Raw genomic sequence first — 20,516 nt, forward strand, 5'->3', positions numbered from 1 at the left:
ACGCTCACTTTCTCTCTAGCACAGCGCAAATACGCATTTCTACAGCTTGCACCATAGCAATGCCCAGCACACAGTTAGCTGGGCATTTTTTATTTCTGATGCGTTGCTTAGCTCGCTGCCTTAATAACGGCTGAAACGCGCATGCACGCTACCGTTACGCTGTTTTACTTTGCCGATGTTGGTATCCTTATAGCTGCTTTATGTTACCTGTCACAAGACAGTCACTATAAAGCCCTACAGGCTGTTTATAGGCCAAACCAGCCCTTACCCACGCACATTCAAATTAGATGCCTCAGAAGGCCTAAAAATCGTTATACACAGCATGGGTTTTAACGCTCAGCCAACTGTGGACAACCTAGCTGAGTAGAGCCCTTAACAGGCTACGTTGGACACGTCCTACTTTAGCTCGGCTCAGCACATCTACCGCGCTATTCAAGACTATGAAAAACGCTGATGCTGAGTACATAAAAAAATCTGAGCTACGCTACTTAACCCATAAACCGAATCTGAAAGCCTGCTTATGTCTGGCATGGACTGGGCTGAAGTTGCTGTTGCTGTTGCTGTTGCTGTTGCGGTTGCGGTTGCTGTTGCGGTTGCGGTTGCGGTTGCGGTTGCGGTTGCGGTTGCGGTTGCGGTTGCGGTTGCGGTTGCGGTTGCGGTTGGCATCAGCTTCCCCCTCAACATCACAGCCGTGGCTACATCAATCAGTAGGGACAAACAAAAACCCCTGCTGATTTGCATCAGCAGGGGTTTTTTGATCGCTCTATGATCCGTAGATCATGCGTCTTTCAGGCTAACGCCCAGTCAACTTAGTGACCTGGGTTTTGCTTGAAACGACGTGCAGCAGCGGCTTGAGCGGCCAACATGGCCAACTCAGCTTCTACTACAGCCATATCCGCTTGATCTTTGGTATTGCGCAGAGCTTCTTCGGCGCGCTCGCGGGCTTCCAATGCTTTGGCTTCATCCAAATCAGCAGCACGAATAGCTGTGTCAGACAGAACCGTTACTTTGGAAGGCTGAACCTCGAGAATACCGCCAGCAACGAAAATCACTTCTTCACTGTTGTCGGCCATAACGATCTTCAGCATACCCGGACGAATCCGAGAAATCAGCGGGGTGTGACCGGGCAAAATACCCAGCTCGCCGGATTCACCTGGAAGCACAACAAACTTGGCTTCACCAGCAAACAGCGATTTTTCCGCACTGACCACATCAACTTGAAGCGTAGCCATGAGTAGTCCTTACAGGTTTTTCGCTTTTTCGAATGCTTCGTCGATGCCGCCAACCATGTAGAAGGCTTGCTCTGGCAGTGCATCACACTCACCATCAACGATCATTTTGAAACCGCGCAGTGTTTCGCTCAATGTAACGAATTTACCAGGAGCACCTGTAAACACCTCTGCCACGTGGAAAGGCTGAGACAGGAAACGCTGGATCTTACGTGCACGAGCAACGATCTGTTTGTCTTCTGGAGACAGCTCATCCATACCCAGAATCGCGATAATGTCACGCAATTCGTTGTAACGCTGCAGAGTTTGCTGTACGCCACGCGCAATTGCGTAGTGCTCTTCACCAACAACTTGAGGATCCAACTGACGGCTTGTAGAACCCAGTGGGTCAACCGCAGGGTAGATACCCAAAGCAGCGATGTCACGAGACAACACAACTGTGGAGTCCAAGTGCAAGAAGGTTGTTGCTGGGGATGGGTCAGTCAAGTCATCCGCAGGAACGTAAACAGCTTGAATAGAGGTAATAGAACCAGTTTTAGTGGAAGTAATACGCTCTTGCAGTTTACCCATCTCTTCAGCCAGTGTAGGTTGGTAACCCACGGCGGAAGGCATACGACCCAACAGCGCGGATACTTCAGTACCGGCCAAGGTGTAACGGTAGATGTTATCTACGAAGAACAGAATGTCACGACCTTCGTCACGGAATTTTTCCGCCATAGTCAGACCGGACAATGCCACGCGCAGACGGTTACCTGGAGGCTCGTTCATCTGACCGAACACCATGGCTACTTTGGATTCGCCGATGTTGTCCAGTTGAATAACGCCAGCTTCTGCCATTTCGTGGTAGAAGTCGTTACCTTCACGAGTACGCTCACCTACACCAGCGAACACGGACAAACCACTGTGTTGCTTAGCGATGTTGTTGATCAGCTCAAGCATGTTCACGGTTTTACCCACACCCGCACCACCGAACAGACCTACTTTACCGCCTTTAGCAAAGGGGCAAACCAAGTCGATCACTTTGATACCGGTTTCAAGCAATTCCACGGATGGGGACAGCTCGTCAAATTTAGGGGCATCTTGGTGAATAGCGCGACGCTCTTCAGTAGGGATTGGGCCAGCTTCGTCGATTGGGCGACCCAGTACGTCCATAATACGACCCAGAGTGGCGGAGCCAACTGGAACGGAGATAGGAGCGTTGGTGTTGCCTACTTCCATGCCACGGCGCAAACCGTCGCTGGAACCCATAGCAATCGTACGGACAACGCCGTCACCCAATTGCTGCTGAACTTCGAAGGTCAAACCTTCTTCGGCGAATTTGGAGCTTGTATCGACAAGCTTCAAGGCGTCATAAACCTTAGGAATGCTGTCGCGGGGGAACTGAATATCCACCACGGCGCCGATGCACTGAACGATGGTACCGTTGCTCATGTTTAGTCCTTGCATAATAACTTAATGGTTAGCCACACACCGATTACACGGCTGCGGCACCCCCCACGATTTCAGAAATTTCTTTAGTAATAGCAGCTTGACGGGTTTTGTTGTAAACCAGTTGCAGCTCACCAATCACTTTTTTGGCGTTATCGGATGCGGCCTTCATCGCCACCATACGGGCGGATTGCTCAGAAGCCATGTTTTCCGCTACAGCCTGATACACCAGACCTTCTACATAGCGCAACAACAGTTCATCAATAACAGTTTTCGAATCGGGTTCGTAGATGTAATCCCAACCGTATTCAGATTTGAGTGCCGTAGATGCTGTTGCACTCTCGCCTACAACCTGGAAAGGATCTGCCAAACCGCTAGGCAGTGGCAATAAACGAATGAACGTAGGATCCTGCGTCATGGTGTTTACGAAGCGACTTGTAGCTAGGTAGACTGCATCAATCTTGCCAGCAACGAAATCGTCCATCTGCACTTTAACAGCACCGATCAAACGCTCAAGGTTAGGTTCATCACCCAACTGCACTTCCTGAGACACCAAGTTAGCACCAACACGTGCCAGCGTAGAGGCAGCTTTGCTACCCAGCGCTGTGGTTTGTACCTTAATGCCTTGATTTTCAAAATCGCGCAGACGAGCCAATACCAAACGCAAAATGTTGGTATTCAAACCACCACACAGGCCTTTATCCGTACTAACTACCACCACACCAACTGCATTCAGCTTTTCACGCTCAAGCAAGTATGGGTGTGCGTAGTCTGGGTGTGCCTGCATCAGGTGCGCTGCAATTTCGCGTACCTTGGTCGCATAAGGACGGCCTGCACGCATCCGCTCTTGCGCTTTACGCATTTTGGATGCCGCCACCATCTCCATGGCTTTGGTGATCTTGCTCGTGTTTTGCACGCTCTTGATCTTTGTACGAATTTCTTTAATTCCAGCCATCACACTTTCCTGTAAAGGCGTTATCGGGACAGGGCACCTGCCCCGCTATATGGGGCAGAACTAGCCTGCCCCTGCCTTAGCTCCAGACTTAGAAAGAGCCGTGCTTTTTGAAGTCCTGAATGGCTGCAGCCAATTCAGCTTCATCTTCTTTGCTCAGGTTAGCCGTATCTTGGATACGGTTTACCAGGTCTGCATGTTTGCTACGCAGCGAGTCTTTCAGGGCTTTTTCGAATGGCAGAATCTGCGCAACTTCGAGGTCATCCAAGTAGCCATTGTTAATGGAGAACAAGCTAACAGCCATTTCCCACACTTCCAATGTGACGTACTGAGGCTGTTTCAACAACTCAACAGCACGACGGCCACGCTCTAACTGACGACGTGTAGCTTCATCCAGATCAGAAGAGAACTGCGCAAACGCAGCCAATTCACGGTACTGAGCCAGGTTAGTACGAATACCACCGGACATTTTCTTGATCACTTTGGTCTGAGCTGCACCACCCACGCGGGATACGGAAATACCAGCGTTAATCGCAGGACGTACACCGGAGTGGAACAAGTCTGTTTCCAAGAAGATCTGACCGTCAGTAATAGAAATTACGTTGGTAGGAACGAAAGCGGAAACGTCACCAGCTTGGGTTTCAATAATTGGCAGAGCGGTCAAAGAACCAGTTTTGCCTTTTACTTCACCGTTAGTCAGACGCTCTACGTACTCAGCGTTTACACGAGCAGCACGCTCCAGCAAACGGGAGTGCAGGTAGAACACGTCACCTGGGTAAGCTTCACGACCTGGAGGACGACGCAACAGCAAGGAAACCTGACGGTATGCCCATGCTTGTTTGGTCAAGTCATCGTAAACGATCAGAGCATCTTCACCACGGTCACGGAAGTATTCACCCATCGTGCAACCGGCGTAAGGAGCCAGGTACTGCATCGCTGCGGACTCGGAAGCCGACGCAGCAACTACGATTGTGTATTCCAGAGCACCGTGCTCTTCCAATTTGCGTACTACGTTGTTGATGGTAGAAGCTTTCTGACCAACAGCTACGTATACACAAGTAACGTTTTTGCCTTTCTGGTTGATGATGGTGTCAACTGCCACAGCTGTTTTACCAGTCTGACGGTCACCAATAATCAATTCACGCTGACCACGGCCAACTGGCACCATGGAGTCAATCGCTTTAATACCAGTTTGCAGAGGCTGATCAACGGATTGACGAGCAATCACACCAGGAGCAACCTTTTCGATTACGTCCGTAGCTTTAGCGTTGATAGGGCCTTTACCATCGATTGGGTTACCCAGTGTATCCACTACGCGACCGCGCAGTTCAGGACCCACAGGAACCTCAAGAATACGACCTGTGGCTTTAACAGGGTCGCCTTCCGACACACCTGTGTACTCACCCAGAATAACGGCACCAACGGAGTCACGCTCCAGGTTCAGCGCCAAGCCGTATACGTTGTTAGGGAACTCTAGCATTTCCCCTTGCATCACATCGGACAAGCCGTGGATACGTGTAATACCGTCAGTCACGGAAACGACCGTGCCCTGCGTGCGAATGTCTGCAGACGCGCCAAGGCCTTCAATTCGGCTCTTGAGCAGTTCGCTGATCTCAGACGGATTAAGTTGCATGTTCAGACTCCTGGAATCCTGTATTCTGGCCTGCCATCAAGCTGCCAATGTGTCGCGCATGCGGGCCAGACGGGCCTGCACGGAAGTATCAAGTACCTGATCGCCTACCACTACGCGAACGCCGCCGATCAAATCAGTATCAACGGTGACTTCAGGCTCTAGCTTCAAACCGAATTTTTTCTCAAGTGCGGCAACAAGCTTGTTCAGCTCATCACCTTGCAAGGGGAACGCACTGCTGATGCGGGCTACAGCACTACCTTCTTGTTTATGTTTCAGAAGGTCAAACTGTTCAGCAACCTGCGGCAATAGCAGCAGGCGTCCGTTAGCAATCAGCAAGTTCAGCAGATTGCGTGCCTTGTCATTCAGTGGGGTTTTCAGCAGACCTGAAAAAATCTCAAAACGCTGCGTATTGTTCAGCGTGGGCGTAGCCAGTGCTTCACGAACGTCGGGAAGATCAGCCACCTGAGCCATTTCGGACAAGAGGGCCGCCCATTGCTCAAGTGCACCCTGTTCTTGGCGTACAGCCTCGAACAGCGCCTCAGCGTAAGGTCTGGCAATAGTCGATAGTTCAGCCATGGCCTACCTTCAGATTAAAGTTCTGCTTCAAGCTGGTTCAACAGCTCGGCATGCACAGAAGAATCAACTTCGCGTCGCAGAATCTGCTCAGCGCCAATTACGGCCAATTTGGCCACGTCGCCACGCAGTTGATCACGCAAACGCTGTACTTCCTGTACCGCGTCCAGGTGAGCCTGGGCGATGATACGGGCTTTTTCATGTTCAGCTTCAGCGCGTGCTTGTTCGATAAGTGCAGCGGCTTGCTTTTCAGCTTCAGCCAAACGTGCATGGTTATCGGACTTCGCGGATGCTTCCATCAGACTGATACGTGCCTGGGCTTGTGCCAGATCAGCTTTGCCTTTATCGGCTGCAGCTAGACCATCGGCAATCTTTTGGCGACGATCATCGATTGCTCTCGTCAGTGGTGGCCATACGAATTTCATCGTAAACCAAGCCAAGACGAAAAACACGATCATCTGGAAAAAGAGAGTCGCGTTTAAATTCACGGTCGTATCCCTTAAATACCTCTTGTGCCGGGCTAAAAATGTACCGACACCCTATGTTCAAGTCGAGAGCGGCGCAATTTACAGCACCGCCAACCTCAACTGCCTGTCCGCCGTAGGGCCAGCGGACGCGCCGCTATTAACCAACGAATGGGTTAGCAAACGCAAACAACATGGCAATACCAACGCCAATCAGGAAGGCCGCATCGATCAGACCAGCCAACAGGAACATTTTGGTTTGCAAAGCGTTCATCAGCTCTGGTTGACGAGCAGAAGCTTCCAAGTATTTACCACCCATCAGGGCAATACCGATACTGGCACCAAATGCACCCAGACCGACGATAATACCGCAAGCCAGTGCAACAAAAGCAACGTTGGTCATGACAACTCCTTGGTTAAAAATCTTGTGTTCAAAAAACAAATAAAAAACGGAACGGCGTAGCAGAAAAACTGATCAGCCCCGGGTCAGACACCGCGCCAAACCCGGAATATGTTTAATGGCCTTCGTGAGCCTGACCCACGTAAACGAGTGTCAGCATCATGAAAATAAACGCCTGCAGCAGCACGATCAGAATATGGAAAATTGCCCATATAGAACCGGCCAATACGTGACCCACACCCAAGCCAATGCTTGAGCCATTAAACCCTGTCCATGCCCCGCCTAACAACGCGATCAACATGAAAACCAGCTCACCCGCGAACATGTTACCGAACAGTCGCATACCGAGAGAAACCGTTTTGGCCCCGTACTCGATAAGGTTCAGCAAGAAGTTGAACGGAGCCAGCAGCACACCAGCAATACCACCAAAGGTAAAGGGGGCTGTAAATAATGATTTCACAAAGCCTGTAGGCTTATGCATTTTGACGCTGTAATACAGTGTCATCAACAACACGCCCAGAGACATACCCATAGGGATGTTCAAGTCGGCGGTTGGCAAAATACGGTGGTAGTACAGGGGATCGCCGTGTTCGCTAGCCAAACCTGTTTGGATGAAGATCCAACCAAGGAAGTCAACGGGGATCAAGTCCAGTACGTTCATCAGAATGATCCACAAGAACACTGTCAGTGCCATTGGTGCCACAAAGCGGCGGGACTCTTCATTGTGAACGATGGATTTAGCCTGATCAGCAACCCAATCAACCAGCATTTCAGCGGCAGTTTGGAAACGACCTGGTACACCTGCTGTTGCAGAACGCGCTGCACGGTACAAGAAAAACACGACCAGCAAACCCATGATCAACGACCAGAAGATCGAGTCATAGTTGATGATGCTGAAATCGGCTATAACACTCTGCTTTTCACCCGTACTGTTCATGTGAACAAGGTGGTGCTGAATGTAGTCAGACTGAGGCGAAATACCACTGGCAGCCATCTGAATTACCCTGTGACGTATACATTATGGGTACGAGACCCGTTAATCGTTTATGGCAACTTGCCTGCGACAAGCAGCAGCACATATCCCTTTAATACACCGAGCAGCCCAAACAACAAGGCTGGCCACACCAGCCAACCCGTATCAGACCAGACCACTAGCGCCAAAATACCCAATGCTGAGCCTAGCTTAAACAGTTCACCCACAAAGAAGGCTTGTACTGTTGCTGTCTTACCGCTGAACAAATTCAGCAACAGCCGCATGGCAAAAAGTGCATTCGGTATCAAGTAAGCTGCTGCGCCCAGCAAAGCTGAGAGTGCTGCATTGCTACCTGCGACCATCCACGAAATCAAGATAACGACTACTGCCATGACTGCCTGAGCCATGAGCACACGAACTATTCCTGCTCCAGAACGCTTAGCCAGTCGGCTTCGTTGCTCTGGTGTCAGAACCAGCTTGTTGTGATCTTGTACTTCGTTGGTTTCTGGTCCGACAGCCTGTAACTGAGTGCTATCGGTGTTGTTGGCCCGCTGCATAACTTAGCCTTCCTGATTGAATATCTTGCTCGGATACGATTTCCTTGCAAGACAACACTTTACATGCGAAAAATCGTGTAAATATGGCAATTCATCACTAAGTTGCTTGGTGCCAAACCCGTAAAGTATAGCGTCTTTTTTTTGCTTCACGCAAATTAACAAAGGCATTCACGCCACAAATCGTTACCTTCTTTTAGTCATAATACGGCAACAAAATATGTTAACGGGGCGCAAAGCCGCGCCCCGTATAGCTTGCTTAAAATCAAAGACACTATTAACAGTGTTGGAATTTTGGTGGTCGTTTTTCCACAAATGCGTTCATGCCCTCTTTTTGATCTTGAGTTGCAAATAACGCATGGAAATTTCTACGCTCAAACAGCAGGCCTTCTGCCAATGGGCTCTCGTAAGCGCGGTTGACGTTTTCTTTAGCCATAATCACGCAATGCAATGGCATGCTAGCAATGGTTTCAGCAATTTTCATCACTTCTTCCATTAGCGACTCAGCCGGCACCACACGAGACACTAAACCAGCGTCTTCGGCTTCTTGTGCATTCATCATGCGTGCAGTCAAAATCATATCCATCGCTTTGGCTTTACCAATGGCGCGAGGCAAGCGCTGCGTGCCACCGTAACCAGGAATAATGCCCAGCTTAATTTCAGGTTGACCAAATTGTGCGTTATCGCCAGCGATAATCATGTCGCACTGCATGGCCAACTCGCAGCCTCCACCTAATGCGTAGCCAGACACAGCTGCAATCACTGGTTTGCGTATGCGACGTAAGTCTTCCCAATTACCACCCAAGAAATCAGCGCCATACACATCTTGAAAGAACCAGTCTTTCATGGCGGCAATGTCAGCACCAGCCGCAAATGCTTTGGGGCTACCCGTCAACACGATCACACTGATATCAGGATTAGTATCCAGCGCCCGCATGGCTTGCGCTAACTCGCTAATCAATTCATTATTTAATGCATTCAGTGCCTTAAGCCTATTCATCTGCACGAGACCCACGCGTCCGCGGGTTTCGACCAGAACTAAAGATGGTTCGCTCACATTGCCTCCGTTAAGCATTCTTGAAAGTAAAAGATGACTGCCAAAAATATACTGTATCGCGTTTGTTTTCCTGATCTTGCCGGACACCGTATACAGGTATCCCTGCATATTCCCAAACCCAACCCCCAAGGACAAGAACTTTTTTTGCCCGCGTGGATCCCTGGTAGCTACTTGATTAGGGACTTTTCCCGTCAAATCGAGAGCTTAAGCGCCACGTCTGACAAAAAAACGGTTGCCGTACAAAAGCTAGATAGCCACCGCTGGCTATGTGCTCCTACTAACGGCCCTTTGCATATTGAGTACACCGTCTATGCGTGGGATTTGTCGGTACGCAGCGCTCACGTCGATGAAACCCATGCTTTCTTTAACGGTACTAGCGTATTTTTAGGCGTACACGGTCAAGAGAATCAGCCTTGCTTCGTCGATTTACAAGCACCAAAAAAACAAAAAGACTGGCGTGTTTATACCAGCTTGCCGCTGGCCCCAAAACGCACCAAAGGTGCTGCAAAACGTCATGAGTTTGGGCTGTATATGGCCCCAGATTATGACGCCCTGCTGGATCACCCTGTAGAGATGGGTACACCACAGCATATCAGCTTTCATGCCCACGGTGCATTGCACGAAATGGTGTTTACGGGCGTTATTCCTAATCTAGATTTAGAACGCATCGCCGCTGACGCTAAAGCCATTTGCGAAGCTCAAATTAGCTTATTTGAGCCCGATGACAACCGCGTACCGTTCTTAGATAGCTCTGATCGCTATGTCTTTATGACTATGGTGACCGGTGACGACTATGGTGGCTTGGAGCATCGCAGCTCCACGGCATTGATGGCTTCTCGCTGCGACTTGCCTACGCTTAGCCAACGAGATCAACCCAAAACTGCTGGTTATCAAACCTTCTTGGGCTTAGTCAGCCACGAATACTTCCACACTTGGAATGTAAAACGTATAAAACCTGCCGCCTTTGCGCCGTATCAGTATTTACAGCCTAACTACACCGAGCTGCTGTGGGTGTTTGAAGGCTTTACCTCGTACTACGATGATTTGATGCTGTTGCGCGCCAAGGTAGTCAGCGAAGAGCAATACCTAAGCTTGTTGGCCAAGAACATAGACGTGGTACACCGTACAGGCGGTAGACTGAAGCAATCCGTCACGGAAAGCTCTTTTGATACGTGGACGCGTTTCTACAAACAAGACGAGAACTCGCCTAACGCTCTCGTGAGCTATTACAGCAAAGGGGCTTTGGTAGCCCTAGGCTTAGACCTCTATATACGCCAACACACTCAAGATCAACGCAGCCTAGATGATGTCATGCGTTTATTGTGGCAGCGCTATGGCCGTGATTTCTACCAAGGCAAACCCCATGGCGTGACCGAAGACGCTATTCCTGGGCTGATTTTAGAGGCCACAGGTGTAGATACTAGCGACTTCATTCAACGCCATGCCCATGGTCGTGACGATGTGCCCTTACAGCCGCTACTACAGGCTCAAGGCATAGAGCTACAGTGGCAAGCAGAGAGCCCACTGCCATCCTTAGGAGTACGCCTCAAAAACAGCCCACAAGGGCTGCAAGTGGCAACCGCCTATGAGGATGGCGCAGCTCATCACGCAGGAATTTCTGCAAACGATATAATCGTGGCTCTGGATGGTTTACGCGTCAACGATCAAGCCTCGTTAAACAAGCTGCTTGCCGCTTACACCGCCGGAGACAAGGTAGAGCTACACGTATTTCGCCGTGATGAATTACGCAGCTTCCGTGCCAAATTAGGCCCGGCCCCACAACAGACTTGTTCGCTTAAACGTCTTATTTCCTGACATGACACACGCTTCATCTGCTGTTAACTGTGTACTGATTACGGGTGGAGCCCAGCGCTTGGGCAAAGCCATGGCGCTACGCTTTGCCCGTCAAGGCTGGGATATTGCCCTGCATTATCATCGTTCGCATAAACAAGCCTTACAGACCGCCGCAGAAATAGAAGCCTTAGGACGTCGTTGTGCTCTGGTACAGGGTGATTTGTCTGACGCCCAAGATCGCAAAGACATTTTCACCCGTAGCGTGGAACAACTAGGGCAGCTGGATGCCATTATTAACAACGCGTCGCTGTTCGAATATGACAATGCCAGCCAGTTTTCAGCCGAGCTGTTAAACCAGCACTTGGGGCCTAATCTTGTTGCGCCTATAGAGCTCGCACAACAACTGCAGCAGCACATACAACCTCACCACCCTCAGCGCCAAGGTGTGGTGATCAACTTGCTGGACCAAAAGCTATGGGGCTATAACCCCGACTTTTTCTCCTACACGCTGTGTAAAGCAGCGTTGCAATCAGCCACCACCATGCTTGCTCAGGGGCTAGCGCCCTATGTTCGCGTGGTAGGATTAGCTCCTGGCCTGACCATGCCCAGTCATCTGCAAAGTGAAGACGATTTCGCCCGCACCCATGCACTGGCCCCTCTAGGTCGCGCCAGCACCCCGGATGACATCGCCAATGCGGCGTTAATGCTGGCAGAGAACCCCAGCATCACCGGTTCTTCTCTTGTTGTAGATGGTGGCCAACACCTCATGGGCCTACAACGCGATTTCAGTTTGCTTTAAATACTCTTCTTTTTGTTATGACTCTCGCTTCGGCAATACCTCCGCCACCCTCCGTTCGCCGCGTTTTCTTTACCAATCTGGAATTGGGTGCTCGCATCGGCATACTGGAGCATGAGCTACGCGCTACTCAGCCTATTAATATTGATGCCGAGTTCGATGTGCTCACACACCACGTTGTGGATGATCACAATATCGCTACGGTGTTGGATTACCGCCAATTGCGTAACGCCATCATTGAAGAGTGCACACAAGCCCACGTAAACTTGCTCGAAACTCTGGTTGAACAAGTAGCCCGCAGGCTATTTACCGACTTCCCAGACCTTGTGCGCCTACGCTTGCGCATCAGCAAACCTCAGGCATTCAGCGATTGCGATGCCGTTGGCATTGAACTTGAACAAAGCCGTACCGTTACTCCATGACCCTCCATTCCCCTGAAGCCGCCGTCAGCGAAGAAACGTCTGCCCTGACCCGCGAAGAAAAAAAACAACGTCACAACTTCCTGCAACTGGAAAAACGCCTGCTGCGTGAAGCCGGACGAGCGATTGGCGACTTCAATATGATTGAAGACGGCGACAAGATCATGGTCTGTTTGTCGGGTGGTAAAGACTCCTACACGTTGCTGGATCTGCTGATCAAGCTGAAAGCCCGTGCGCCTATACACTTTGATATCGTGGCAGTGAACCTGGATCAGAAACAACCCGGTTTCCCTGAGCACGTATTGCCTGAGTATTTGGAAAGCATTGGTGTGGACTACCACATCGAAACACAAGATACGTACTCCATCGTCAAACGAGTGATCCCCGAAGGTAAAACCACCTGTTCGCTGTGTTCACGTCTGCGTCGCGGTATTTTGTACCGTGTAGCCGAAGAACTGGGCGCGACTAAGGTTGCCTTGGGCCACCACCGTGACGATATTCTGGCTACTTTTATGCTGAATCTGTTTTATGGTGGCCGCCTTAAAGCCATGCCGCCAAAACTGATGTCGGATAACGGCAAGCACATTGTGATTCGTCCTCTGGCCTACGTGGCCGAGAAAGACATTATTGAGTACGCTCAAGTTCGCGAATTCCCCATCATTCCTTGTAACTTGTGCGGCTCTCAAGTCAACTTGAAACGCCAAGAAGCCAACCGCATGATTGCAGAATGGGACAAAAAATTCCCAGGTCGTACATGGAATATGTTTGGTGCGCTGAACAAAGTGGTGCCATCACACTTGATGGACAAAGAGCTGTTCGACTTTGAAGGCTTAACCATCAGCGGTCAGCCTGATGCCGAAGGCGATATGGCTTTTGACACGGAAGACTTCAACCAACCGCTCAATCACACATTTGGGCAGGATGAAAATGACGAAGCCACCAAGCGTCCTGCTGTGGTGGCCCGTCTGGATAAATAACGCGGCTTACTTAGCTGGGTTCTATCCCAGCGGCCCGTTTTAAGCGTGTGATCAACAACGGATCATACTCAGGCCCCTGCACCCTAGGCCGATTTGGCTCGGGTGCAGACAACGGCGCTGCTTCTTGACGCATAGTTTGGCCTGCTTCCAGTGCCAAACGTTGGTACAACGCCGTCCCTTCGCTTTTCCACGCAATTTCTTCGGGTTTGAGCGGGCGCATAATACGTGCAGGCGCCCCCATCACCAACTGCCCCGGTGGAATCTCCATGGCTGCTTTGACAAACGCCATCGCCCCCACAATAGAGTCTTCACCAATTACGGCGCGGTCCATGATGACGGCGTTCATCCCCACCATGGCATTTTTACCTACTCTGCAGCCATGCAAAATAGCACCATGCCCAATATGCCCATCTTCTTCTACGATGGCGTCAGCATCCGGAAAACTGTGAGCAACACAGTTATCTTGGATGTTGGCCCCAGTCATCAACTGTATGCGGCCAAAATCACCACGTAATACAGCGCCCGGGCCTACATAGCAGGCAGGGCCGATGATGACATCACCAATCAGCGTCGCCGAAGGATGCACGTACGCTGAAGGGTCTACAACGGGGATCACGCCACCGAAAGAAAAAATCTGGGCCATGGGTTAGTTCTCCCAGCTTTTCGCAACCATAGTCAGTACATCGTAGAGTGCGACTACATCACCATTTTGATTGGTAACTTCGCAATCCCAACGTACTTCACCATGCTCTGCGCTGCTGCGTGGGTTGATTTCTTTACACGTTAACTGCACACCCAAGGTATCACCGGCATACACAGGTGTCAGGAAACGTAAGTTATCTACACCGTAGTTAGCCAATACTGGACCGGGTGCCGATTCCACAAACAAGCCTGCTGCAAAAGACACCACCAAGTAGCCGTGTGCTACACGACCATCAAAGAATGGGTTGGCTTTAGCAGCTTCTTCGTCCATGTGGGCGTAGAAAGTATCACCTGTGAAGTGCGCGAAGTGCTCAATATCATCCAAGCTTACCGTGCGTTTTGCTGTAATCAGCTGATCGCCGATTTTGAGCTCTGCCAACGATTTGCGGAAAGGATGTGGCCCTTCTGTTTGTGCTGGAGCACCGGCTACCCAACGGCCAGTTACCGCGGACAACATAGTTGGAGGCCCTTGCACACCGGTACGCTGCATGTAATGGAACACACTGCGCAACCCACCTAGCTCTTCGCCACCGCCTGCCCGGCCTGGTCCTCCGTGCACTACACCAGGAACTGGTGAACCGTGCCCAGTTGAGCTTTTCGCGCTATCTCGGTTAGATACCAAGATACGGCCATTGAATGCCGCCATACCCAACACTACGTGTTGCACAACGGCTGGATCGTAGCTGAACACGGAAGTCACCAGACTACCCTGCCCTTTACGTACCAACGTTACCGCGTCATCCAAGGAGTCGTAAGGCATCACCGTGCTAACGGGGCCAAACGCCTCTACATCGTGTACTTTTTTAGCGCTCATAGGCTGATCGCAGTACAGCAATACCGGGTTATAGAACGCACCCGATGCGCCTGCATCGCTTTGCTCTGGCTGACCAAACCATACTTGGGTTTCTGCCAACAACTCTTGAACACGCTCTTGCACTTCTTTGCGCTGATCTTGACTAGCCAATGGCCCCATTTTGGTGCCCTCAGCAGCAGGATCACCCACTACGACTTTGCCCAAGGCTTCCGACAATGCGGTTTGCACTGCAGGCACCAATGCGCGTGGCACCATAACACGACGTATAGCGGTACATTTCTGACCGGCTTTAACAGTCATCTCGTTCACGACTTCACGCACAAACTGCACAAACTCAGGACTATCTGGAGTCACGTCTGTGCCTAGAACTGTCGCGTTCAGACTGTCGGCTTCCATCGTGAAACGTACAGAATTTTCTACAATGGCGCGGCTGCTACGCAGCATACGACCCGTAGAAGCAGAGCCTGTAAAGGTCACCACATCTTGACCATCCACATGGCTTAACAAGTCGCCTACCGAGCCACATACCAGTTGCAATGCCCCCTCAGGCAGCACACCAGTATCTAGCATACGACGCACCATCAATTCGGTCAGGTACGAGGTTTGGCTGGCAGGTTTCACAATGGCAGGCATACCGGCCAACCATGTAGGCGCCAGTTTTTCCAACATACCCCAGCAAGGGAAGTTGAACGCATTAATATGAATAGCCACGCCTTGCAGCGGTGTCAAAATGTGCTGTGCGCTAAAACTGTTGTCTTTGGATAAACGCTCAATACCGCCATCCAACAATACCGATGTATTGGGCAGTTCGCGTCTACCTTTAGAGGAATAGGTCAACAGTGTTCCTATACCCCCTTCAATATCAATCCAGCTGTCGCGTCGTGTTGCACCCGTGCGTGTGGACAATGCATAGAGTTCCTCTTTGCATTCCAACAGGGCCAAACCCAACGCTTTGAGCATGCCAGCGCGCTCATGAAAGGTCATAGCACGCAATGCTTTACCACCTGTTTTGCGGCCATACTCACGTATGGCTGCAAAGTCTAAACCTGTGGAATCTACTACAGCTACCGCCTCACCAGTTACCGCATCCAACAACGTCTGCCCGGCCCCGGTACCAGCTGTCCAGCTACCGCAGACATAGCTTTCAAGACGCGTAGGCGTTGACGATGAAATGGTCATGAAACTTTCCTTCCTGTTATAGAGTTTTGATCAGGCGTGTAAACCTAGTGCCTGCAAATGATCGTTCACGCGCTTTTCCCAGCGCAGCAACTGATCACTATTGCTTTCATGGCGCAGACCCAATCTGCACATCATGGCGTAGCGTGTGGAGTTTTGTTGACCAAACCCTGCTGCTACACGTGGGTGCCAGTACGCCAAGCTCTCTTTGATTTGCTGAGTGTGCGTGCCTGCTTTTACCAATACAGACAACCCTTCCTGACCCAATTCGGCGTGATGCACTTCTTGGGGGGCAATATCGCGGAATACTTCAGCCAAAGGGCCGTATGACACTTTGCTCAGCTCTTCCAACTGCACTTCAGCAGCAAAACCTTGCAGCACGTTCATTACTACCGCATCTACCCAGTTATTCAAAGGGAAGTAGAACACCGATAAGCGCATGTCCGAACCCTGACGCGCTGTAGGCAGCGCGCTATCTCTAGGTAAACGAGCGGCCCAGTCGTGCTGTTGCTCGTAACGCTCTACATCGGTGCCGAAGCTGCGCATAATTTCTAATACGCGCTGTGCATGATCGGCTTTTTCCAGCGTAATACGGCTAGCCGCAATACGTGCTTTGATGTTGGGAGCAAAGTTAATAGAAGACGCAAAGCCTGCCGAAGCAGCCAGTTCGCTATCCACGAAAGCAGACATCATGCGCATCAACTCGCCACGATAGCGAGCCGGTGCATTTTCAGGCGAACTCAGCACGCCGCCCTGTTCTAAGTATTCTTCAATTTTCATGGTATCGGACATAGCGACTCCCCTTACTCATCAAAACTCACTACCACCTTGTCACTCAAGGGATAGCACTGGCAACTCAGCACATAACCCTGCTCAACTTCGTAATCTTCCAGAGCGTGGTTGACCGCCATTTCCACTTCCCCTTCCAGCACTTTGGCTTTGCAGGTAGAGCACACACCAGCTTTACAGGCATATGGCGCATCCAGATCATTTTCCAGTGCAGCATCCAACAAGCTTTGACCTTCTTTAGGGAAATCAAAACTACGGGCCACACCATCCAACGTCACGGTTGCCGCACACATTCTGGCGGCACTACCAGCTTCAGAACTGGTGGATTGCTTACGAGCACGACCAGGCTGCGCCGAAGCGAACAGCTCGAACTTGATGCGCTCTTTGGCCAAGCCATGTTCTTTCAGAGCATCAGCAATGGTTAGCATCATGGGCTCTGGACCGCAAATAAAGGCGGTATGAACAGATGGCAGGTTGATCCAGCCACCGAACAAACCATCGCATTTTTCACGGTCAATACGACCAGTGAACAACTCAATCTCTTGGCCTTCTCTATCAAAAATATGGATGATAGACAGGCGTTCCATGTACTGGTTTTTCAGATCTTCCAGCTCTTCACGGAACATCATGGAGCTGATCTGACGGTTGGCGTACACCAGCGTAAAGCTCGCTTGTGGCTCACTAGACAGCGTGCTTTTGATGATGGACAGCAAAGGCGTAATGCCACTACCACCCGCGAAACCCAAGTAATGGCGTGAACTTTCGGGTTCCATAGGGATATGGAAGTTACCCATAGGAGGCATGGCTTCCAGCACAGCGCCTTCAGTCAGTTCTTCGTTTGCCCACGAGGAAAACGCACCACCATCCACCCGTTTAATCCCCACGCGCAACACGCCCTCTTCCAAGCCGGAGCAAATGGAGTACGAACGGCGCAGCTCGTCGCCTTCAAACTCGCGACGGAAGGTCAGGTACTGACCTGGGATAAACGTAAACAATGCGTCATCTTCTGGACGCGGCTTCAATGTAACGACTACGGCATCGCGAGTTTCGCGACGCACATCTATAACTTGCAAGGGGTGAAAGCGTGCCATGATTTCCTCCAATGGCTAGGCTTAAATACATTTGAAATAATCAAACGGTTCCAGACAATCCTGGCAGCGGTAGTTGGCCTTACAGGGCGTAGAACCAAACTGGCTAACCCGTTCTGTGCGTGTGGAGTTGCAGCGTGGGCAAGGTACCGTTGGTGCGCCTTCGGCTCGCAACCAAATACGAGCAGGCTTGCCATCGGTACTTTGCTCTACAGGCGGTGCAATACCGTAGTTCCGCAAGCGCTCTTTACCGCGCTCGCTCATCCAGTCGGTACTCCACGGTGGTGAGAGCTGACGCTCCAAACGCACCTGTTCTATGCCTTGAGCACGCAGAGCAGCTTCTATATCCTCGTTGATCACAGTGGTGGCCGGACAGCCTGAGTAGGTGGGTGTTACCACCACAACCAAGGTGTCTTCCTCGTAATACACCTCACGGATAATGCCGAGGTCCACCAATGAGATCACTGGAATTTCAGGATCAGGCACGGCGTCTAGCCATTGCCATACCTGATCCAGTTCGGGACGAGAGAGCGTGTTCATGATGCTTACCACGTACAGCCAGGGTAGGCGCGCTGCAAGAATTGCATTTGCGCGAGGATGTAACCCAAGTGCTCTGTGTGACGGCCTTGCTTGCCGCCTTTGTGCATGAAGGGGTTCTCGGGCAAGGTCAGTGTGGCGGCTGCCATCACTTCTTTCACACAAGCCATCCATGCATCACGCAGGCTTTCAGGTTGTGGTGCAATGCCGGCTTCTGCCAAGGCTGCATCAAACTCGTCACCCATGAACATCTCGCCGGTGTAGGCCCACAAGTTATCCAGCGCCTCTTGCATACGGCGGTGGCTTTCGTCTGTGCCATCACCCAAACGAATCAGCAAATCACTGCTGCGCTCTAGGTGGTAGCTCACTTCTTTCAATGCTTTGGCAGCAATCTCTGCCACACGGCTATCGCTGGATTGTTCCAGCGCTTGCAATTGCAAGTGGTGCCATGCATCAAACAAGAACTGACGCATCAAGGTGTGGGCATAGTCGCCGTTAGGCTGCTCTACTAACAACAGATTGCGGAATGCCACGGCATCACGCAGGTAAGCCAAATGATCCGCTGTTTTGCCTTCGCCCTCTATCTCGGCAGCCAGACCCAACCAAAACTGTGTCTGACCGATCAAGTCCAGCGCCACGTTCGCCATGGCGATATCTTCTTCCAAGATAGGGGAGTGGCCACACCACTCTGAAATCCTGTGACCCAGAATCAAAGTGCTATCGCCCATGCGCAGCAACAGCTGCTGCAAAGCCGTCGTTGTGTCTAACTGGGTAGTAGTCATTACATGTGCCCCACTTCTTCAGGAATCTTGAAAAATGTTGGGTGTCTGTACACTTTGGAGTTGGAAGGTTCGAACAACGGGCCACGTTTGGACGGTGCGCTCGCTACCACATCCTCGGATTTCACTGCCCAGATGCTCACGCCTTCATTACGACGGGTGTACACATCACGGGCATTGTTGATTGCCATTTCCGCGTCAGGCGCATGCAAGCTACCCACGTGTCTATGATTCAAACCGTGTTGACCACGAATAAAAATTTCCCACAGAGGCCATTCTTGAGACATGGTGTTGTCCTCCTTATCTCACTTGTTATTGCTACAGTTTTAGATGTACGTGCCGACAGCGATGTCACCGTCGGCGCTGTGTTGTACGCTTAGGCTTGCTTGCGCTGTTGCGTCTGTTTTTTCTGCGCGTGTACGGCTAGGCCTTCACGGAACCATGCGCCGTCATCCCACGCTTTCACTCGTGCGCCCAAGCGCTCTTTATTGCACGGGCCATTACCAGCGATCACTTCAAAGAACTCGTTCCAATCAGGCTCGGAGAAATCGTGTGCGCCACGTTCTTCGTTCCACACTAGGTTTTCGTCTGGTACGGTCAAGCCCAAGTACTTAGCTTGTGGCACGGTTTGGTCCACAAACTTCTGACGCAGCTCGTCGTTAGTGTTGATCTTGATTTTCCATGCCATGGACTGTGCCGAGTGCACGGAGTCTTTGTCGGAAGGACCAAACATCATCAAAGCGGGATACCAGAAACGGTTCAACGCATCTTGAGCCATCGCTTTTTGCTCTGGGCTGCCTTCGCACATCTTCATCATGATGTCGTAGCCCTGACGCTGGTGGAAGCTCTCTTCCTTACAGATACGAATCATGGCACGGCTGTAAGGGCCGTACGACGTACGCTGCAGAGGCACCTGGTTCATAATGGCGGCGCCATCCACCAACCAACCTACTGCACCGATGTCGGCCCAGTTCAATGTTGGGTAGTTAAAGATGGACGAATACTTCATCTTGCCGGAGTTCAGCAGCTCGATAAGTTCATCGCGGCTGACGCCCAGCGTTTCGGCCGCACAGTACAAGTACAGGCCGTGACCGGCTTCATCTTGTACCTTCGCCAACAGAATTGCTTTACGCTCTAGCGTAGGAGCGCGCGTAATCCAGTTACCTTCTGGCAACTGACCTACTACCTCAGAGTGCGCGTGCTGACCGATCTGACGAATCAGGGTTTTGCGGTAGCCTTCCGGCATCCACTCTTTAGGTTCAATTTTTTCACCGCGCTCAATACGCTCCATGAAGGCCTGTTCTTCTGCCGACATTTCATCAATGGGGCGTACGCGATCACTGCCCGTATTAATTACCTGTGCATACATAGGATGTCACCTT

23 protein-coding genes are annotated in these 20,516 nt (G+C 51.0%); 5 read left to right on the top strand and 18 right to left on the bottom strand.

Going from position 1 to position 20,516, the window contains the following annotated elements; genetic code table 11:
- Positions 1–520: 520 nt before the first annotated feature.
- The gene (locus tag ACLO87_RS12540) at positions 521–769 is read left to right on the top strand and encodes a hypothetical protein (RefSeq protein ID WP_430223877.1); all 249 of its coding nucleotides are present in this window, start codon (positions 521–523) and stop codon (positions 767–769) included.
- A 40-nt stretch (positions 770–809) separates the two neighbouring features.
- Here ACLO87_RS12540 and ACLO87_RS12545 read toward each other — a convergent pair whose 3' ends face one another.
- From ACLO87_RS12545 to ACLO87_RS12590, 10 genes are all read right to left on the bottom strand, one after another.
- Entirely contained in the window at positions 810–1,232 is a 423-nt protein-coding gene (locus ACLO87_RS12545) for a F0F1 ATP synthase subunit epsilon (RefSeq protein WP_135865769.1), read from the bottom strand.
- Between the two features lie 9 nt (positions 1,233–1,241).
- Positions 1,242–2,660: a F0F1 ATP synthase subunit beta gene (atpD, locus tag ACLO87_RS12550; RefSeq protein WP_430223878.1), complete on the bottom strand. Its 1,419-nt coding sequence runs from the start codon at positions 2,658–2,660 to the stop codon at positions 1,242–1,244.
- A 43-nt stretch (positions 2,661–2,703) separates the two neighbouring features.
- Complete coding sequence (gene atpG, locus ACLO87_RS12555; RefSeq protein WP_135863677.1) at positions 2,704–3,612, bottom strand: F0F1 ATP synthase subunit gamma; 909 nt, start codon at positions 3,610–3,612, stop codon at positions 2,704–2,706.
- Between the two features lie 88 nt (positions 3,613–3,700).
- Positions 3,701–5,242: a F0F1 ATP synthase subunit alpha gene (atpA, locus tag ACLO87_RS12560; protein WP_135863679.1), complete on the bottom strand. Its 1,542-nt coding sequence runs from the start codon at positions 5,240–5,242 to the stop codon at positions 3,701–3,703.
- Positions 5,243–5,278: 36 nt separating this feature from the next.
- On the bottom strand, positions 5,279–5,818 hold the full coding sequence (locus ACLO87_RS12565; protein WP_135863681.1) for a F0F1 ATP synthase subunit delta: 540 nt from the start codon (positions 5,816–5,818) through the stop codon (positions 5,279–5,281).
- 14 nt (positions 5,819–5,832) lie between these two features.
- Entirely contained in the window at positions 5,833–6,303 is a 471-nt protein-coding gene (locus ACLO87_RS12570; protein ID WP_135863682.1) for a F0F1 ATP synthase subunit B, read from the bottom strand.
- A gap of 136 nt (positions 6,304–6,439) precedes the next feature.
- A complete protein-coding gene (gene atpE / locus ACLO87_RS12575) occupies positions 6,440–6,682 on the bottom strand; it encodes a F0F1 ATP synthase subunit C (protein ID WP_077734422.1) in 243 nt (80 codons plus the stop codon).
- A gap of 112 nt (positions 6,683–6,794) precedes the next feature.
- A complete protein-coding gene (atpB, locus tag ACLO87_RS12580; RefSeq protein WP_135863683.1) occupies positions 6,795–7,673 on the bottom strand; it encodes a F0F1 ATP synthase subunit A in 879 nt (292 codons plus the stop codon).
- Between the two features lie 50 nt (positions 7,674–7,723).
- Positions 7,724–8,209, bottom strand: a complete 486-nt coding sequence (locus tag ACLO87_RS12585) for an ATP synthase subunit I (protein ID WP_430223879.1) — start codon at positions 8,207–8,209, stop codon at positions 7,724–7,726.
- Positions 8,210–8,483: 274 nt separating this feature from the next.
- Positions 8,484–9,263: an enoyl-CoA hydratase gene (locus ACLO87_RS12590; RefSeq protein WP_135863687.1), complete on the bottom strand. Its 780-nt coding sequence runs from the start codon at positions 9,261–9,263 to the stop codon at positions 8,484–8,486.
- 33 nt (positions 9,264–9,296) lie between these two features.
- Between ACLO87_RS12590 and ACLO87_RS12595 the strand changes: the two genes are divergently transcribed.
- Genes ACLO87_RS12595 through ttcA form a run of 4 tightly spaced genes read left to right on the top strand, consistent with a single transcriptional unit; the run spans position 9,297 to position 13,249 of the window.
- Positions 9,297–11,078 carry a M61 family metallopeptidase gene (locus ACLO87_RS12595; RefSeq protein ID WP_430223880.1) on the top strand — a complete coding sequence of 594 codons (1,782 nt, stop codon included), beginning with the start codon at positions 9,297–9,299 and terminating at the stop codon, positions 11,076–11,078.
- Between the two features lies 1 nt (position 11,079).
- The gene (locus ACLO87_RS12600) at positions 11,080–11,856 is read left to right on the top strand and encodes an SDR family oxidoreductase (RefSeq protein WP_430223881.1); all 777 of its coding nucleotides are present in this window, start codon (positions 11,080–11,082) and stop codon (positions 11,854–11,856) included.
- 17 nt (positions 11,857–11,873) lie between these two features.
- Entirely contained in the window at positions 11,874–12,275 is a 402-nt protein-coding gene (locus ACLO87_RS12605) for a dihydroneopterin aldolase (protein ID WP_135863692.1), read from the top strand.
- The gene (gene ttcA / locus ACLO87_RS12610; protein ID WP_135863694.1) at positions 12,272–13,249 is read left to right on the top strand and encodes a tRNA 2-thiocytidine(32) synthetase TtcA; all 978 of its coding nucleotides are present in this window, start codon (positions 12,272–12,274) and stop codon (positions 13,247–13,249) included. Before ACLO87_RS12605 ends, ttcA begins: the two co-directional genes overlap by 4 nt.
- 10 nt (positions 13,250–13,259) lie before the next feature.
- Here the strand turns inward: ttcA and ACLO87_RS12615 are convergent, their stop codons facing one another.
- The 8 genes from ACLO87_RS12615 to paaA form a co-directional block, all read right to left on the bottom strand.
- Positions 13,260–13,892, bottom strand: a complete 633-nt coding sequence (locus ACLO87_RS12615; RefSeq protein ID WP_430223882.1) for an acyltransferase — start codon at positions 13,890–13,892, stop codon at positions 13,260–13,262.
- A 3-nt stretch (positions 13,893–13,895) separates the two neighbouring features.
- On the bottom strand, positions 13,896–15,944 hold the full coding sequence (gene paaZ, locus ACLO87_RS12620; RefSeq protein WP_135863698.1) for a phenylacetic acid degradation bifunctional protein PaaZ: 2,049 nt from the start codon (positions 15,942–15,944) through the stop codon (positions 13,896–13,898).
- Positions 15,945–15,974: 30 nt separating this feature from the next.
- A complete protein-coding gene (locus ACLO87_RS12625) occupies positions 15,975–16,733 on the bottom strand; it encodes a Phenylacetic acid catabolic protein (RefSeq protein ID WP_430223883.1) in 759 nt (252 codons plus the stop codon).
- A gap of 11 nt (positions 16,734–16,744) precedes the next feature.
- A complete protein-coding gene (gene paaE, locus ACLO87_RS12630) occupies positions 16,745–17,821 on the bottom strand; it encodes a 1,2-phenylacetyl-CoA epoxidase subunit PaaE (RefSeq protein ID WP_430223884.1) in 1,077 nt (358 codons plus the stop codon).
- A gap of 21 nt (positions 17,822–17,842) precedes the next feature.
- Positions 17,843–18,358: a 1,2-phenylacetyl-CoA epoxidase subunit PaaD gene (gene paaD, locus ACLO87_RS12635; protein ID WP_135863704.1), complete on the bottom strand. Its 516-nt coding sequence runs from the start codon at positions 18,356–18,358 to the stop codon at positions 17,843–17,845.
- 5 nt (positions 18,359–18,363) lie between these two features.
- Positions 18,364–19,137 carry a 1,2-phenylacetyl-CoA epoxidase subunit PaaC gene (gene paaC / locus ACLO87_RS12640; RefSeq protein ID WP_430223885.1) on the bottom strand — a complete coding sequence of 258 codons (774 nt, stop codon included), beginning with the start codon at positions 19,135–19,137 and terminating at the stop codon, positions 18,364–18,366.
- Positions 19,137–19,421, bottom strand: a complete 285-nt coding sequence (paaB, locus tag ACLO87_RS12645; RefSeq protein ID WP_135864575.1) for a 1,2-phenylacetyl-CoA epoxidase subunit PaaB — start codon at positions 19,419–19,421, stop codon at positions 19,137–19,139. Before paaB ends, paaC begins: the two co-directional genes overlap by 1 nt.
- Before the next feature lie 89 nt (positions 19,422–19,510).
- A complete protein-coding gene (paaA, locus tag ACLO87_RS12650) occupies positions 19,511–20,503 on the bottom strand; it encodes a 1,2-phenylacetyl-CoA epoxidase subunit PaaA (RefSeq protein WP_135864573.1) in 993 nt (330 codons plus the stop codon).
- Positions 20,504–20,516 lie beyond the last annotated feature (13 nt).

This window comes from Paenalcaligenes sp. Me52 (assembly GCF_050487965.1).
Taxonomy (GTDB): Bacteria; Pseudomonadota; Gammaproteobacteria; order Burkholderiales; family Burkholderiaceae_B; genus Paenalcaligenes.